The sequence below is a fragment of the Microbacterium allomyrinae genome (assembly GCF_020682705.1).
Classification (GTDB): Bacteria; Actinomycetota; Actinomycetes; order Actinomycetales; family Microbacteriaceae; genus Microbacterium; species Microbacterium allomyrinae.
Genome location: NZ_JAGTTN010000005.1, coordinates 38,045 through 54,533 on the forward strand (window position 1 = coordinate 38,045; position 16,489 = coordinate 54,533).

Annotated in this window: 15 protein-coding genes and 1 riboswitch; of the genes, 2 read left to right on the top strand and 13 right to left on the bottom strand. The window is 69.8% G+C overall.

What is annotated here, in order from left to right; all coding sequences use genetic code 11:
• Window positions 1-25: 25 nt before the first annotated feature.
• The 7 genes from KEC57_RS14215 to KEC57_RS14245 all read right to left on the bottom strand — a co-directional run bounded on the left by KEC57_RS14215 (window position 26) and on the right by KEC57_RS14245 (window position 6,909).
• Entirely contained in the window at window positions 26-1,501 is a 1,476-nt protein-coding gene (locus KEC57_RS14215; protein WP_229385302.1) for an MFS transporter, read from the bottom strand.
• Between the two features lie 147 nt (window positions 1,502-1,648).
• Window positions 1,649-2,002 (bottom strand): Fe-S protein, encoded by a 354-nt coding sequence (locus KEC57_RS14220; protein WP_229385303.1) that lies wholly within the window; start codon window positions 2,000-2,002, stop codon window positions 1,649-1,651.
• A 74-nt stretch (window positions 2,003-2,076) separates the two neighbouring features.
• Window positions 2,077-2,556, bottom strand: a complete 480-nt coding sequence (ribH, locus tag KEC57_RS14225) for a 6,7-dimethyl-8-ribityllumazine synthase (RefSeq protein ID WP_229385304.1) — start codon at window positions 2,554-2,556, stop codon at window positions 2,077-2,079.
• Window positions 2,553-3,827 (bottom strand): GTP cyclohydrolase II, encoded by a 1,275-nt coding sequence (gene ribA / locus KEC57_RS14230; protein WP_229385305.1) that lies wholly within the window; start codon window positions 3,825-3,827, stop codon window positions 2,553-2,555. Before ribA ends, ribH begins: the two co-directional genes overlap by 4 nt.
• Window positions 3,824-4,537, bottom strand: a complete 714-nt coding sequence (locus KEC57_RS14235; RefSeq protein ID WP_229385306.1) for a riboflavin synthase — start codon at window positions 4,535-4,537, stop codon at window positions 3,824-3,826. The genes ribA and KEC57_RS14235 overlap by 4 nt, the downstream gene beginning before the upstream one ends.
• Complete coding sequence (ribD, locus tag KEC57_RS14240; protein WP_229385307.1) at window positions 4,537-5,580, bottom strand: bifunctional diaminohydroxyphosphoribosylaminopyrimidine deaminase/5-amino-6-(5-phosphoribosylamino)uracil reductase RibD; 1,044 nt, start codon at window positions 5,578-5,580, stop codon at window positions 4,537-4,539. Before ribD ends, KEC57_RS14235 begins: the two co-directional genes overlap by 1 nt.
• Window positions 5,581-5,643: 63 nt before the next feature.
• A riboswitch (FMN riboswitch) is annotated at window positions 5,644-5,818 on the bottom strand.
• A 131-nt stretch (window positions 5,819-5,949) separates the two neighbouring features.
• On the bottom strand, window positions 5,950-6,909 hold the full coding sequence (locus tag KEC57_RS14245) for a sugar-binding transcriptional regulator (RefSeq protein WP_229385308.1): 960 nt from the start codon (window positions 6,907-6,909) through the stop codon (window positions 5,950-5,952).
• Between the two features lie 113 nt (window positions 6,910-7,022).
• Between KEC57_RS14245 and KEC57_RS14250 the strand changes: the two genes are divergently transcribed.
• Window positions 7,023-8,735: a glycerol-3-phosphate dehydrogenase/oxidase gene (locus KEC57_RS14250; protein ID WP_229385309.1), complete on the top strand. Its 1,713-nt coding sequence runs from the start codon at window positions 7,023-7,025 to the stop codon at window positions 8,733-8,735.
• Between the two features lie 65 nt (window positions 8,736-8,800).
• Window positions 8,801-10,345, top strand: a complete 1,545-nt coding sequence (gene glpK, locus KEC57_RS14255; RefSeq protein WP_229385310.1) for a glycerol kinase GlpK — start codon at window positions 8,801-8,803, stop codon at window positions 10,343-10,345.
• Between the two features lie 8 nt (window positions 10,346-10,353).
• On the opposite strand, the gene KEC57_RS14260 is transcribed toward glpK, so the two are convergent.
• The 6 genes from KEC57_RS14260 to KEC57_RS14285 all read right to left on the bottom strand — a co-directional run bounded on the left by KEC57_RS14260 (window position 10,354) and on the right by KEC57_RS14285 (window position 16,481).
• Window positions 10,354-11,226 (bottom strand): Fpg/Nei family DNA glycosylase, encoded by an 873-nt coding sequence (locus KEC57_RS14260; RefSeq protein ID WP_229385311.1) that lies wholly within the window; start codon window positions 11,224-11,226, stop codon window positions 10,354-10,356.
• Window positions 11,227-11,293: 67 nt separating this feature from the next.
• A complete protein-coding gene (locus tag KEC57_RS14265; protein ID WP_229385312.1) occupies window positions 11,294-11,860 on the bottom strand; it encodes a GNAT family N-acetyltransferase in 567 nt (188 codons plus the stop codon).
• A gap of 109 nt (window positions 11,861-11,969) precedes the next feature.
• Window positions 11,970-12,974 carry a tryptophan--tRNA ligase gene (gene trpS, locus KEC57_RS14270; RefSeq protein ID WP_229385317.1) on the bottom strand — a complete coding sequence of 335 codons (1,005 nt, stop codon included), beginning with the start codon at window positions 12,972-12,974 and terminating at the stop codon, window positions 11,970-11,972.
• 79 nt (window positions 12,975-13,053) lie between these two features.
• Complete coding sequence (locus KEC57_RS14275; RefSeq protein ID WP_229385319.1) at window positions 13,054-13,902, bottom strand: exodeoxyribonuclease III; 849 nt, start codon at window positions 13,900-13,902, stop codon at window positions 13,054-13,056.
• Between the two features lie 67 nt (window positions 13,903-13,969).
• Entirely contained in the window at window positions 13,970-15,217 is a 1,248-nt protein-coding gene (locus KEC57_RS14280; RefSeq protein ID WP_229385320.1) for a YihY/virulence factor BrkB family protein, read from the bottom strand.
• 31 nt (window positions 15,218-15,248) lie between these two features.
• Window positions 15,249-16,481: an MFS transporter gene (locus KEC57_RS14285; RefSeq protein ID WP_229385321.1), complete on the bottom strand. Its 1,233-nt coding sequence runs from the start codon at window positions 16,479-16,481 to the stop codon at window positions 15,249-15,251.
• Window positions 16,482-16,489: the final 8 nt, after the last annotated feature.

Sequence of the window (16,489 nt, forward strand, 5' to 3'; positions counted from 1 at the left end):
CATCCGCGAGTCGGCTGAACCCGCGTCAGAGCGAGGCGGTCTCTCCGACGCCCAGATCGGCGTCGTAGTCGATGTCCTTCGTCTCGGGTGCCAGAAGCACGGCGATGAAGGTCAGCACGCCCATCACCGACAGGTAGATCCCGACGAGCCAGGGGCTTCCGCCCGAGGCCGCCCAGAGCGCCACCGCGACGATGGGCGCGAGCGCCGCGCCCAGGATCGACGACAGGTTGTACGAGATCGCCGAGCCGGTGTAGCGGACGTTGGTCGGGAACAGCTCGGGCAGCACAGCGCCCATCGGCCCGAACGTCGCGCCCATGAGCATGAACCCGAAGATCAGGAACGCCTGCGCGAGGGCGCCGGTGAACTTGGGGTCGGCCTGCGGCATCAGGAACAGGTTGAAGGTGAGGCCGAACACGATGATGAGGCCGGTCACCCACAGCAGGAGCTTGCGCCGGCCGATGGCGTCGGCGATGGGACCCGACAGCAGCGTGAAGATGCCGAAGAACACCACGCCGATGATCTGCATGATCACGAAGTCCGTGTAGCCGAAGCCGAGCCCGGGGTAGAACTGGGCCGCGAACGCGGTGGCGTCGAAGGGTTTGCCCGCCGCCTCCGCCGCGGCCTGCGCGGCAGCCGAAGCGGTTTCGAGACTGGCCGCCTTCGTGCCGTACGACAGCGTGAAGTTGGTCATCAGGTAGAACAGCACGTAGGTCGCGAGCATGATGAACGTGCCCAGGATCAGGTGCCACCAGTGGCGGCGCACGACCGTGGCGAGCGGGAACTTGCGGATCGCGCCCTTCTCCTCGGCCTTGACGAATGTCTCGGACTCGACCAGGCGCAGGCGCACCCACAGGCCGATGATCACCATGACCGCCGAGAAGAGGAACGGCACGCGCCAGCCCCACGCGAGGAAGTCGGCCGAACGCTGGCCCGCGCCCTCGGGATGGGGAAGCAGGAAGTTGATCGCGAGGAAGACCGAGTTCGCGATGATGAACCCGAGCGGTGCGCCCAGCTGCGGGAACGTGCCGTACCAGGCGCGCTTGCCCGCCGGGGCGTTCTCGGTCGCGACCAGCGCTGCGCCCGACCACTCGCCGCCGAGGGCGAAGCCCTGCGCGAGACGGAGGATCAGCAGCAGGAACGCGGCCCACCAGCCGATGTCGTCGTAGGTGGGAAGGCATCCGATGAGGAAGGTCGCGATGCCCATCGTGAGCAGCGACGCGACGAGGGTGGCCTTGCGACCGAACCGGTCGCCGAAGTGACCGAAGATGACCGCGCCGAGGGGGCGGGCGATCATCGCTGCGCCGAAGACGCCGAACGACGCGAGGAGGGCCGTGGTGTCGTTGCCGGTCGGGAAGAAGAGGATCGGGAAGACCAGCACCGCGGCCGTCGCGTAGACGTAGAAGTCGTAGAACTCGATCGTGGTGCCGACGAGGCTCGCGGTGATGACACGCGAGCGGGGATTGAGGGGGACCGCGGTTGCCGCGGTGGTGGGGGAAGCCATTGAGAACCTGTGAAACGCGAAGCGAGACATCCTCGTGGGATGGGCGGTGGGCAGCCGCTCGGCGCGGGGTGACGCGTCAGGCGGCACTGCACTGGGTCACCGTGCGTGCGGGCCTGGTCGCCCGCGCACGAGAATCCATCCTACGCGTCAGCGCCAGATGACAGCGATCGCGGCGTTCGTCAGCGTGAGCACGCCGATGGCCCAGAACATCGCCGGGGGCAGCGAGCCGGTCTTGCGCTGTCGCCCCGCGCCGATGCCGAGGAGCGCGCCGATCGCGAGCAGGATCACGAGCTTCACGCCCAGCTTCACGTAGTTGAGGTCGTACTCGATGCCCCACGGCGCTGCGAGGACGAGACCCGCGACGGCCGCGATCGCGAGACCCCAGTCCATCAGGCGGGTCACGCGCCGACGTCCGTTCACCGCCTCGACCACCCAGGCGCCGAAGAGCACGGCGAACCCGACCAGGTGAATGAGCACGACGATGTGGCGGAGGATTTCCATGCTCGTCACGCTAGGCCGATCGCTCTGCGCGCGCCAGGTAGGCGCGCCTCACTCGCGGCCGCGGAGTCCGGTTGCTAGGCCTGTCGAAGCCCGCGCAGCACCAGTGCGGTGCGGATGGCGGCATCCGCTGCTTCGAAGCCCTTGTCCTCGATCGACCCGGGCAGTCCCGCACGAGCGATGCCCTGCGCCTCGTCGTCGAGCGTGAGCACGCCGAAGCCGACCGGCTTGCCGGTGTCGAGCGCGACGCGGGTGAGCCCGTCGGTCGCCGCCGACGAGACGAACTCGAAGTGCGGGGTGCCGCCGCGGATGATGACGCCCAGCGCCACCACCGCATCGGCTCCCGCCTCCAGCGCCGCCTTCGCGACCACCGGAAGCTCGAACGAGCCCGGAACGCGCACGAGTCGCGACGTCGCACCCGCCTCTTCGAGGGCGCGCTGCGAGCCGGCGATCAGGCCGTCGGTGATGACCTCGTGCCACATGCCGGCGATCACGACGACGTCGAGGCCCGTCGCGTCGACGGGTCCGGTGGTCTGGGGCGCGCCCTTACCGCTCAATGCTCTGCTCCTTCGTGCATCTGCGCGAGCGCATCGGCGAGGTCGCCCTCGTCGATGATGTGGCCCATGCGATCGCGCTTGGTGGCCAGGTACTGGTGATTGTTCGGACCGACGCCGACCAGGAGCGGAACCTGCTCGACGATGTCGAGGCCGAAATCGCGCAGCTGGTTGACCTTGTCGGAGTTGTTCGTCAGGAGGCGCACCTTCTCGATACCGAGGTCGGCGAGGATGCCGGCGGCCGCGGCGTAGTCGCGGGCGTCGGCGGGAAGGCCCAGCGCGAGATTCGCGTCGACGGTATCGAGGCCTCGCTCCTGCAGGGAGTACGCGCGGAGCTTGTTGATGAGTCCGATGCCGCGCCCTTCGTGCCCGCGCATGTAGACCACGACCCCACCGTCCTGTTCGATGGCGTCGAGCGCCGCCTCGAGCTGCGGGCCGCATTCGCACTTGAGCGAGCCGAACGCCTCACCCGTCAGGCACTCCGAGTGCACCCGCACGAGCGGGGTGTCGGTGAGCTCGCCGGAGACGACCGCGATGTGATCGGTGCCTGTCACGCGATCCTTGTAGGCGAGGAACCGGAACGCACCGTGCGAGGTCGGCACGTGGGCCTCGGCGCGCAGGCTCACGCGGCGCTTGTGGGAGTGATGGGCGGGCGCCTGGACCGGCTCGTGCTCGTCGAGGTAGGCGATGAGCTGCTCGATCGTGATCACCGGAACATCGTCGCGGGATCCCAGTTCCATCAGGCCGGGCAGCCGCATCATCGACCCGTCCTCGGCGACCACCTCGGCGATCGCACCGACCGGTTCCAGCCCCGCGAGGCGCATCAGCTCGACCGCGGCCTCGGTGTGACCGGCGCGCTCGCGCACCCCGCCGTCCACCGCGCGCAGCGGCAGGATGTGCCCCGGGCGCTTGACGCTGGTGGGCGCCGATGCGGGGTCGGCCAGCACGTTGAGCGTGTGTGCGCGGTCGGAGGCGCTGATGCCCGTGGAGTCGCGATCCGCCGCGTCGACGCTCACCGTGTAGGCGGTGCCGCGGGCATCTTCGTTGACCTCGACCATCGGCGGCAGGTCGAGGCGATCGGCCCACTCCGCAGGCATCGGCGCGCAGATGAACCCGCTCGACCAGCGCACGGTCCAGGCGATCCACTCGGGGGTCGCCAGCTGCGCCGAGAGGATCACGTCGCCCTCGTTCTCGCGGTTCTCATCGTCGGCGACGATGACGGGCTTGCCGACGCGGAGCGCGTCGAGGGCCTCGGTGATCGTGGCAAGGCTCATCTCGAGCCTCCTTCCGTCGGTGCGGCATCGGCCGCGGGGAGTTCGGGGGCGGCGACGGCCGCCGGGACCGTGGGAGACGCGGAAGCGGCGGGAGAGAAGGCGAGCAGGCGGCGCACGTGGCGGGCCAGGATGTCGGTCTCGAGGTTCACGCGGTCGCCCGCCACCCGCTCTCCGAGGGTCGTCGCGGTGAGCGTCTCGGGAATGAGCGAGACCTCGAACCACGCGTCGTCGGCGGAGGAGGCGCCGACCGGCGCGGGGCTCGCCGCGCTCACGGTGAGCGACACGCCGTCGACGGCTATCGAGCCCTTGTCGACGACGAGGGGGGCGAGATCGGCGGGCAGCGAGATCCGCAGCACACGCCATTGCGCACCCGGCCGCACCTCGAGCACCTCTCCGGTGCCGTCGATGTGGCCCTGGACGATGTGTCCGCCCAGACGCCCGTGTGCAGCGGTAGCGCGCTCGAGGTTCACCACCCGGCCCTCACCCACTCCCGCCAGTGTCGACATGTCGAGCGTCTGCCTCATCACGTCGGCCGTGAACCACTCCGGCCCCTGGCCGACGACGGTGAGGCAGACGCCGCTGACGGCGATCGAGTCGCCGTGCGCGGCATCCGACACCGCCTTCGGGCCGCGGACGGTCAACCGCACGCCGTCGCCGGCCGGCTCGACAGCGGTGATCTCGCCGAGCTCTTCGATGATTCCGGTGAACATCAGGCGACTCCTTCTTCTGGATTGCGTCCGCGAGCAGGTCGCGGGGCGGCGACGATCAGCAGATCGTCACCGAGGTTCTGAACGCCCGTCACCCGGAGGCGGAGTGCTTCGGCGATCGTCGAGACGCCGATGTCGCGAAGGGCGAGCATGTCGCCGCCGATCAGCACCGGCGCGACATAGACCAGCAGCTCGTCGGCGAGGCCTTCGCGGACGAAGGATGCAGCGACCGCGGGGCCACCTTCGACGAACACGCGCTGGATGCCGCGCGTGCGCAGGTCGTCGAGCATCGAGCGGAGATCGCCCGGGTACTGGAGGAACGCGCGGGGATGCTGCCGCACGACGGCGTCAGCGGGTACCGGGCGCGATCCGACGATGACCGGAACGGGCTGATCGGGCAGCAGCGAGCCGTCGTCGGCCCGCGCCGTCAGCGCGGGGTCGTCTGCGAGCACGGTGCCGGTTCCGGCGACGATCGCGTCGGCCAGCGCCCGGCGACGATGGACGTCGGCTCGTGCGGCAGGACCGGTGATCCACTTGCTGGTGCCGTCGGATGCCGCGGCCCGTCCGTCGAGGCTCTGCGCCCACTTGACGGTGACATGAGGCCGGCCCAGGCGCTGCACGGCGAGCCATGAGTCGAGCAGGGCGGAGCCTTCGTCGGCGAGCAGCCCCGCCTCGACGTCGACACCCGCCTCATGCAGTCGCGCTGCGCCGCCAGACGAATGGTCGCCCGGATCGGAGACCGAATACACGACGCGGATGATTCCCGCGGCGATGAGCGCCTCGGAGCACGGACCGGTGCGGCCGGTGTGGTTGCACGGCTCGAGCGTCACGACCGCCGTCGCGCCGCGAGCGGCTCCCGGGTCGAGCTTCGACAGCGCGTCGACCTCGGCGTGGGGCGTGCCGGCACCGTGGTGCCATCCCTCGGCCAGCACATCGCCGGCGGGGGAGAGGATCACCGCGCCCACCTGCGGATTCACGCCGCGGGGGCCCCGCAGCGCGTTCGCCAGCGCGCGGCGCATCGCGTCGTGTTCCGCTGCGCTCGCCATCCGAATCCCTGTCTGCCGTGTAGGCACTCCGGGGTTGGGAAAACAGCGGCGCGCGTCACGCCACCCGTGCTGCCTCCCATCCGGACTAGCGACGGGATTCCGTATGGAACCCTTTCGCAACACCGTCGGTCCCGGAATTTCACCGGATCAGCCGTGGCGGCATCCGAATCGGATGCTGATGCCACAGCTCGCGGACTGTCACCGCCGGTTCGGATTCTCACCGACCCCGGAGCACGTTGATGCTCTGAGTGTAGTCAACGCGGCATCCGGGGATTCATTCCATGTCCTCGAATGAAGTGTCACTCCGTGAGATGGAGCGACCAGGTGGCGCGCTCCCGGTGCTCGCGGACCTGCAGACGCGTGGCCTCCTCACTCGGTGAGAGCCCGCGCCACGGGCTCGTCCACGACGAGATCGGTGACGAGCCGGGCGGCCAGCGCACCCTGCAGGCTTGCGAGCTTCGAGACTCCCGAGACGACGCACACCCGCCGCGGAACGCGCCGGAGGACTCCGAAGCTCGGGCCGGTTGCACGATCGTTCAGCGTGATGCCGTCGCTGGATCCGTCGGCGCGGAAGAACACGGTGGCCACGTCGCCGACGACCCCCTCGCGCTCGAGCTCGTCCAGCTCGCTGGTCTCGAGGTAGCCGCCGCTGTAGACGTGGCTGGGCACGCGGGAGCCCGCCGAGCCGGTGCTGAAGACGACCAGGTCCATCGCGGCCTGCATCGCGAGGATGCGTCGGGTGCTGCGCTCGCGCCACATGGCGAGCCGTGTGCGCGGATCGTCGAAGAACGCCGGAACCGGGAACTGCTGCGCGCTCCCGCCGTACGCCGCCGCGAACCGGCTCAGGATCTCGCTCGCGTAGAGCAGGCCCGTGGTGTGCGTGTTGCCCGAGCCGTTGAGCTGCACGAACGTCGTGCCGTGCACGGCTTCGGGCACGAGGTGGCGGCTGATTGCGGCAGTCGTGGATCCCCACGCCACGCCGATCGTCATGTCCTGCTTCACGAGATCGCGCAGCAGATGGGCCGCCGCGATCGCGACGCGCTGGAGCCGGTCGACTTCGGTGGCATCGTCGGAGACGGGAACGACGTGCGCGGCCACGTGGAATCGCTCGGCGAGGCGTTCCTCCAGCAATTGGGGAGCGGCGAAGGGCGAGCGGATGCGGATGTCGACGATGCCGGTCGCGCGGGCGTGTGCGAGCAGGCGCGACACGGTGGAACGCGAGGTGCCGAGCTCGCGCGCGATGGCCTCCATCGTGCGCTCCTGGACGTAGTAGAGATGCGCGGCGGTGAGCGCTCGTTGAGTGCTGCGGGCGTCGTCGAGCGGTTCCATTCCTCAATCGTGCACGTATGTGCATCAGTCGTGCAACATCGTCCAACGATGCGATCATGAACAGAGGAGCACGATCGACCGGAGGTTCGGGTCGGCCGACGAAGGGGAGAGCGATGACGGAGCGGGGTTCAGCTCGGGGGTTCGAAGAACTGGTGAAGCGCCCCTACGCCGATGTCCTGATCATCGGAGGCGGCATCAACGGGCTCGCGACCTTCCGCGACCTCGCCCTGCAGGGGATCGATGTCGCACTGGTCGAGCGCGCCGACTTCATCAGCGGAGCATCGGCGGCCTCGTCGCACATGATCCACGGTGGCATCCGGTACCTCGAGAACGGCGAGTTCCGTCTGGTGCACGAGGCGGTCACCGAGCGCAACGGGCTCCTCAAGATCGCCCCGCACTACGTTCGCCCGCTGCAGACGACGATCCCGATCTTCTCCACCTTCTCGGGCGTGCTGACAGCGCCCCTGCGCTTCCTCCGCCACGGTGGGGGAGAGCCGCGCGAGCGCGGCGCCGCGCTCATCAAGATCGGCCTCGTGATCTACGACTCGTTCTCGCGCGGAGGCGGGCGCGTGCAGCGCCACACATTCCACGGGCGCAAGCGCTCGCTCGCCCAGCTGCCGCAACTGAACCCGGGGGTCAAGTACACCGCGACCTACTGGGATGCCTCGCTCCACGACCCGGAACGCCTCGCGCTCGACGTGCTGCGCGACGGCCGTGCCGCCGGCGGCGAACGCGCCCGTGCCGCGAACTACACCGCAGCGGCCGGGGTCCGCGGCGGTCGCGTCGTGCTGCAGGATGCGGTGACCGGCGCCGAGACGGAGTTCACGGCATCCGTCATCATCAACGCCTCGGGTCCATGGACGGACCTCACCAACCTCGCGCTGGGCGACCCGACCCGCTACATGGGCGGCACCAAGGGATCGCACGTCGTCCTCGATCACCCCGAACTGCTGGCCGCGACCGGCGGACGCGAGCTGTTCTTCGAGAACGAGGACGGCCGCATCGTGCTCATCTACCCGCTGAAGGGGCGGGTGCTGGTCGGCACGACCGACCTCGAACACGAGATCGGCGACCCGGTCGTGTGCACCGAGGCCGAGGTCGACTACTTCATCGACCTGATCGGTCAGGTGCTTCCCGCGGTCGAGGTCGATCGCTCGCACATCGTCTACCGGTTCTCGGGCGTGCGTCCGCTGCCCGGGCACGGAGATCTGGCACCGGGATTCGTCTCTCGGGACTACCGCATCGAGGCCGAAGAGCTCGTCGGCGGGGACGCCACGGTACTGACCCTCGTCGGCGGCAAGTGGACGACGTTCCGGGCCTCGGCCGAGCACCTCGCCGATCGCGCGCTGGAACTGCTCTCGACGCCCCGCCGTCGCTCGACGAAGGGCGTCGCCATCGGCGGCGGCCAAGGCTACCCGGTGACCGAGCGCGCGCGGCAGCAGTGGATCGCCGCGCACAGCGCCGACCTGCCCGCCGCCCGCGTCGCCACGCTGCTCGACCGCTACGGAACCGTCGCCTCGGCCGTGATCGACGCGATCGACGACGATCCCGACGACGCGATGCTCGCGCACGCACCGGGCTACAGCTCCGGAGAGCTGCGCCACCTCGCGCAGAGCGAGGACGTCGTCCACCTCGAGGACCTGCTGATGCGCCGGACGAGCATCGCGTTCCTCGGCGGTGCATCGGCGGACGCAGCGGCCGAGATCGCGGATGCCGTCGCGCCGGTGCTCGGGTGGGACGTCACGCGCACGGCCGCTGAAGTGCAGCGCGGGCTCGCCGCCGCCTATGCCGCCGATCCGACCTGGGCGCCCGCATCCGCACGATAGCCTGACCGCACCCGGCCCCATCGCCGGTGGCCACGGGCGAAGCCGCCCGTGAGAGAGGAGCCGGCGTGGCAGACCACGTACTGGCGATCGACCAGGGGACCACCTCGACGCGCGCCATCGTCTTCGACGCGACGGCCACGATCGTGGGGGTCGCCCAGCGCGAGCACGAGCAGATCTTTCCCCGTGCCGGATGGGTCGAGCACGACCCGGTCGAGATCTGGACCAGCACCGAATGGGTCATCTCCGCCTGCCTGTCCCGGGCGGGCATCGAGGCATCCGACATCGCCGCCGTCGGCGTCACGAACCAGCGCGAGACCGCGATCGTGTGGGATCGGCGCACCGGACGGCCGGTCCACAACGCGATCGTCTGGCAGGACACCCGCACGCAGCCGCGGCTGGACGAGATCGCCGCCGCGGACGGCGCCGGCACGTTCCGCTTCGCGGAGGAGACCGGCCTGCCGCTGGCGACGTACTTCTCGGCGTCGAAGATCGCCTGGATCCTCGATCACGTCCCGGGTGCGCGCGCGGCCGCCGCGAGAGGCGACCTGCTCTTCGGCACCCCCGACACCTGGGTCGTGTGGAATCTCACCGGCGGCGCGCGCGGCGGCATCCACGTGACCGATGTCACCAACGCCTCACGGACGCTCCTGATGGACCTCGTGACGCTCGACTGGTCGGACGACCTGCTCGAAGTGTGGGGCATCCCGCGCGCGATGATGCCGCAGGTGCGCTCCTCGTCGGAGGTCGTCGGCACCTCGCAGCTGCCCGACGTCTTACACGGCGTGCCCATCGCCGGCATCCTCGGAGACCAGCAGGCGGCCGCGTTCGGTCAGGCCGCGTTCCACGCCGGGGAATCGAAGAACACGTACGGCACGGGCAACTTCCTGCTGGTGAACACCGGCACCGACATCGTGCGCTCCGACAGCGGTCTCATCACGACCGTGGCGTACCGGCGCGAGGGCGAGGCCGCCCACTACGCGCTGGAAGGCTCGATCGCCGTCACCGGATCGCTCGTGCAGTGGCTCCGAGACAACCTCGGCATCATCCAGCGCTCCGAAGACGTCGAGACGCTCGCCGCCACCGTCGACGACAACGGCGGTGCATACTTCGTGCCGGCCTTCTCGGGACTCTTCGCACCCTACTGGCGCCCCGATGCGCGAGGTGCGCTCGTCGGGCTCACGCGCTATGTCAACAAGGCGCACATCGCCCGGGCCGCGCTCGAGTCCACGGCGTTCCAGACGAGAGACGTCATCGACGCCGTCGTCGCAGACACGGGCCGCGCGCTGGACGAGCTGCGAGTGGACGGCGGGATGACCCGCGACGACCTGCTGATGCAGTTCCAGGCCGACATCCTCGGCATCCCCGTCGTGCGCCCGAAGGTCGTCGAGACGACCGCCCTCGGCGCAGCGTACGCCGCGGGCCTCGCGACGGGGGTGTGGGGAGACCTCGACGAACTGCGCGCGCACTGGCGCGAGGATGTGCGCTTCGAACCTCGGATGCCGGACGACGAGCGCGAGCGTCGCTACCGGATGTGGCGCAAGGCCGTGTCGAAGTCGCTCGACTGGGTCGACGACGACGCCCGCGCCCTCATGGGGACCGAGGGCGACTGAGGTGCGCGCTACTTGAGAAGCCGCGACAGCCTCCGGTCGGCGAGGATCTTTCCGCCGGTCTGACAGGTCGGACAGTACTCGAGCGAGTTGTCGGCGAAGAAGACGCTGCGCACGACGTCGCCGCAGACCGGGCATGTCTCGCCCCGTCTGCCGTGCACCTGCATGCCGCGGCGCTTGGCGTCTTTGAGGTCGGCGGGCGGCTTGCCGGATGCCTCGGCCACCGCCTCGGTGAGTGTGGTGATCATCGCGGCGAAGAGGCGCTCGATGTCCGCGTCGTCGAGGCTCGATGCGAGCGCGTAGGGCGACATCTTCGCCGCGTGCAGGATCTCGTCGGAGTAGGCATTGCCGACTCCCGCGATGGTCGCCTGGTCGCGCAGCACTCCTTTGATCTGAGTGCGCCGGCCGGCCAGCAGCCCCGCCAGCGTGTCGCGGGTGAACGCGGGGTCGAGCGGGTCGGGGCCCAGCCGTGCGATGCCCGGGACATCCGACGGGTCGCGCACCACGGAGAACGCGAGCGACTTCTTCGTGCCCGCTTCGGTGAGGTCGAACCCGGATCCATCGCTCAGCGCCACACGCAGGGCGATCGGCGTCTTGCCCGGTTTGATGAGGGTCGGCGCGAGCTGGTCGGTGAACCGCAGCCACCCGGCCTTCGCGAGGTGGAAGACGAGGTGGGGCGCGGCATCCGTCCCGGTCGTTGCGAGGTCGATGAACTTGCCGTGGCGCGTCGCACCCGTGATCTCGGCGCCGTGCAGCGCGTCGATCGGCGGATCGTACGTCTTGAGCGCTGCGATGTTGGCGACCATCGTGCGCGTGATCTGCAGACCGGTCAGCCGCTCGGCGAGGAAGTCGACGAGACCCTGCACCTCCGGCATCTCGGGCATGCGCTCATCCTGCCATGAGGCGCCGACGCGCGGGGAGGTCGCACGAGTTCGTGGATGCGGCTCCGCGTCAGCCTTCGAGGACAGGCCAGGGTTGCGGCATCCGCTCGTCCGTCCTCAGCAGCGCAGCCACCCAGCCGTCGTCGCGGTGCTTCGCATTCGCGAGAGCCAGACGCATCAGCCCTTCGTAGCGGAACCCGAGCCGTCTCGCGACGCGGGCCGGGGCGACGTTGCCGACCACGGCTCGCCACTCGAGGCGAATGAGATCGAGGCCATCGGCGGCGAAGCTCCAGTCGATGACGGCGTTCGCCGCCTCGTTCAGCCGCCCGGAGCCGCGCGATGCCGGCGCCATCCAGTATCCGATCTCACCGTTGCCGAGCCCGTCGATGCGGTAGACGCCGATCGTGCCGACGAGGGCGGTGCCCTCATGGATCGCCCACGTCAGATTCTTGCCGGCGTCCCAGTCCGACGGCACGCGCTCCACGAAGCCTTCGGCATGCGAACGCTCGTAAGGGAAGGGGACGGGTGTGTACCGCTGAATCCCCGCGTCCTGGCAGGCCTCGTAGATCGCGTCGACGTCCGCCCCACGGGGGAGCGACAGCTCGAGCCGCGCGGTGCGAAGCGTGACGGGTTGCATGCGGTCAGGCTAGTTGCCCGCCCCCTCCCCTCCGCAACTCCGGATCGCCGGGCGACAGCCACGGAGGGCGCGCGTGATCCCGCGCCCGCGTGTGCCCGGGCAGAGGGGCTCAGCTCCGGCGGAGCAGGCCGACCCTGTCGTAGACGTCCGATACTGTGCGGTTCGCGACTTCTTCCGCCTTCGCGGCGTTGACGGCAAGCACCCGGTCGAGCTCGGCGGGGTCGTCGAGCAGCTCCAGCGCGCGAGCGCGCACCGGACCGAACTCGTTCACCACGACCTCGGCGAGGCCCTTCTTGAAGTCGCCGTAGCCGCGCCCGGCGAACTCGTCCTCGATCGCGGGGATCTGACGGCCGGTGAGGGCGGCGTAGATCACGAGCAGGTTCGAGACCCCGGGCTTGCTCTCCCGGTCATAGCGCACCGCGCCCTCGGAGTCGGTGACCGCGCGCATGATCTTCTTCGCCGAGACCGCCGGGTCATCGAGCAGCCACAGCACGCCGGCGTCGGATTCGGCCGACTTCGACATCTTCGCGGTCGGATTCTGCAGGTCGTAGATGCGGGCGGTGTCCTGCTGGATCACGGGCATCGGCACGCGGAACGTCTCGCCGTACCGGCTGTTGAAGCGCTCGGCGAGGTCGCGCGTGAGTTCGACGTGCTGCTTCTGGTCGTCGCCCACGGGAACGATGTCGGTCTGGTAGAGCAGGATGTCGGCGGCCATCAGCACCGGGTAGGTGAACAGGCCGACCGAGGTGGCGTCCGAGCCGTACCGCGACGACTTGTCCTTGAACTGGGTCATGCGTCCGGCCTCGCCGAACCCGGTGATGGTAGACAGGATCCACGCGAGCTCAGGATGCGCCGGAACGTGCGACTGCACGTAGAGGGTGGACTTGGACGGCTCGATGCCGGCTGCGATGTACTGCGCGGCGGTGCGGCGGGTCTTCTCGCGCAGCTCTGCCGGATCGTTCGGCTGCGTCAGAGCGTGCAGGTCGACGACCGAGAAGAACGCGTCGTACTCCTCTTGCAGATCACGCCACTGCATGAGGGCCCCGATGTAGTTGCCGATCTGGAGCGAGTCGGCGGACGGCTGCATGCCGGAGTACAGGCGGGGTTTGCTCATCCGTCAAGTCTATTCAGCGGATGCCGCACCCCACGCCGCGCGAGCGGCTCGCCGATCGGATCCGCCGGTACGCGAGTCGTCAGCGGCCGATCGTGTAGTCGGCGATCACCGGGGCGTGATCGCTCCAGCGGGTGTCCCAGGAGGGTGCGCGTACGACTTGGTAGGAGGTCACGCGCTCGCCGAGCGCGGGAGTCGCCAGGTGGTAGTCGATCCGCCACCCGGTGTCGTTGTCGAACGCGCGCCCGCGCATCGACCACCAGGTGTAGGGCCCGTCCACGTCGCCGTGGAAGCGGCGCCCCACATCGACCCAGCCGAGTCCCGTGCCGCTCGAGCCGTCGACGCCCGCGACCTGCTCGCCGGCCGCGCCGAGGAACCGATCGAAGTAGGCGCGCTCACGGGGCAGGAAACCGGCCTTCTTGACGTTGCCCTTCCAGTTGCGGATGTCGAACTCGCGGTGGCCGACATTCAGATCGCCCATCACGACCGCGAGCGGCGACGCGGCAGTGAGCTGCGGCATCCGGCTCTCCATCGCGTCGAGGAACGCCCACTTGGCGTCCTGCTTCGCCGTCTCGGCCTCGCCGGTGTGCACATAGGCGCTCACCACGATGAGTCGTTCGCCGTCGATGTCGAAGTCGGCCTCGATCCAGCGACCCGCGGAGTCCAGCGGATCGGGTCCGAGCACGCGACGCACCTCGACCGACGGCATGCGACTTGCGACCGCTACGCCGGCACGGCCCTTGGAGAGCGACTCGTCATTGACGATCTGCCAGCCGGGCAGGGCGGTGCGCAGCTCTTCTTCGGTGGCCCGCACCTCTTGCAGCGCCATCACGTCGATGTCGGCCGCATCGAGCCAGTCGAGCATGCCTTTGCGCGTCGCCGCGCGGATTCCATTGACGTTGACAGAGGCGATGCGAACACGGCGAGACACGATCGCCAGCCTACCGATGGTCGCCGACACGGTCGCCGACGGTGGCGGCGGAGCAACCGCGCGTCCCTCACTCGAGAAGGATGCCGGGCTTCTTCGCGACGGGTGGGGGAGCGGATGCCTCGACCTGCGAGAGTTCCTGCTCGGCGGCCTGCACGGCTCGGTCGGCGAGCCAGACGCGGAACCAGGGTGCGGCGTCGCGGGCCTCCTGCGCCGTCCGCAGCCGCACCCGCGCCGCGACGAGGAGCGCCGCGTGCTCGGCGGCGAGCCGCTCCGCCTCGGTCTGCGGAAGCAACGGGATGTCGGCGTCGTGCGCTGCGACCGCGACCCACCCGGCCGCGACGAGCATGATGATCCCGATGATCCGGAACCACAGCAGCAGACCGACGAAGATCGCGAAGGTCGCGAGGAGGGCGTTGGACGGCGTGTAGATGAAGAGCCAGCCGGTGAACAGCTGGAGGACGGTGATGGCGCCGCCCCCGAGGAGTGCCCCGGGCCAGATCCGCCGCCAGGGGAGCTTGGTTCCCGTGAGGAAGCGGATCAGCCCGCCGAGCGCCCCGCTGAACACCACGAACGAGATGACGATCGTGCCGATGCGCGTCGCGACACCTTCCCAGCTGGATGCATCGGTCCAGCCGAAGAATGAGAAGACGAGCTCGAGCGCCCACGTGCCGATGGAGGTGGCGACGAACCCCAGCGCGAGGGCGAGGGCGAAGAAGACCGCGCCGATGAAGTCGCGCGCCTTGAGATAGAAGTAGCTGCGGAGGTCCGGCGGAAGGCCGAAGATGTCGCGCACCGCGCGGCGTGTGAAGGTGACGAACCCGATCGCCGTCCAGATCAGGGTGCCGAGCGCGATCGCGCCGGTGACGCCCAGCACACCCGCGCTCTCCGTCGCGATCGCCGTCACCTGCTCCTCAGTGAAGATTCCCTGGGGACCGATGAGGCCCGGAATGTAGGTGTTGATCAGCTCGATCAGCCCCTGGATGGCTTCGGGGCTGCCGCCGAGCCACAACCCTGCGATCGCGAAGGCGACGTAGATGCCGGCGAAGGTCGCGAACAGCGCCTGATAGCTCACGCCGGCCGCGAGCAGGAAGCCGTTGTGCTGCAGGAAGTGCCGCCAGACACGCACCGGAAACCACGCCAGTGTGCGGCGGGTCAGCCGTGTCGCCTTGCTCAGCGGCTCGTCGAATCGCTCGCGCAGGCCCTCCTGCGTCGCCTCCCACCGGGCGCGGAGCGACTCCTCCTCGCGCTGCGCGGTATCGGCCTCGTCGCGGGTCTTGTCGGGGGCCGGGGCGGTCTTGCGACCCTGTTCGCTCACAGATGCCACAGTAGCGATGCCGGATGCCGCCTCACGCAGCGGGCGCTTCCGATCGGGTTCGGAACCGCGGAACGGCCAACAGCACGGCCACCAGGGCCGCGGCCGGAAGAAGGAAGGCGATGCCGAGGCCCGGCGCATCGGCGAGCAGGCCGATCACGACGGCGCCGAGGATGGCCCCGGCGTAGTTGAAGAGATTGACGCGCGCGATCACCTGGTCGCTGTGGGCCGGGTCCAGCTCGCCCGCGGCGCCGAAGGTCACGGGGATGAGCACTCCCGCGCTCACCCCGGCGAGGGCGAATCCGACGACCGCCGCGACAGGAAAGGGCAGCAGTGCGATCATCGCGCACCCGATGGCCGAGACCGTCGTGGCGATCGCAACGAGCCGGGCGCGCCCGACGACGGTGACGAGGCGGTCGGTGACGAGCCGCGTCACCAGCACGACGGCCTGGTAGGCGGCATAGCCGAGCGGCGCGATCCACGCGAGCGCCGACAGGTCGTCCTGCAGGTAGACGGTGCTCCAGGTGCTCACGGCCGAGTCGGCCACGAACACCGCGAGGATCACCAGCCCGAACACCCAGATGCCCGCGCGGGGAAGCTTCGAGCGCTCCGCGGCGGGCAGCGCCTCGTCGATGGGAACCTCGCGCTGCGCGAGGCGCACGACCACGACGGCGGCGGCGACCGCGATGGCGGCGGCCACGGTGAGCGCGATACCGGCACCGACGGCGGATGCCGCAACCACCGACACGAGGAGCGCTCCGACGATCGCCGCGGCAGTGGCGGCGGCGAAGAACCCGCCCAGCAGGTGTCGGCCGTACGCCCGCTGAACCGCGACGCCCTGCATGGCCACTGCGGCATCGACGCAGCCGAGACCGATTCCGAAGACCGCCCAGGCCGAGGCGAACACCGCGAACGGCGTCGGGAGGGCGATCAGCGGCAGAGCGACTGCCTGCACGATCAGGCCGAGCGCGAGGGCCGCCCTGCTGCCGTAGCGCACCGCGACGGCGTTCGCGATCACCGAGCCCAGGGCCGCCATGAGTGCGACTCCGAGCACGATGAGCGACACGACCGTGTCGTCGACCTCCTGGCGGGCCTTGAGCGCCGGAAGCGAGGTGACGACGACGGCGTACCCGAGCCCCTGCGCGGCGTACGCCGCGGTCACGGCGAAGCGGGCGGACCTCAACCGTGCCGAGGCGGCCGGCCGCGGCATCCGCTCGTCGTTGTTCTGATCGCGCTGCGCGTTATCGCCTCGTTGCGATGCGGGCACGGGCGTGA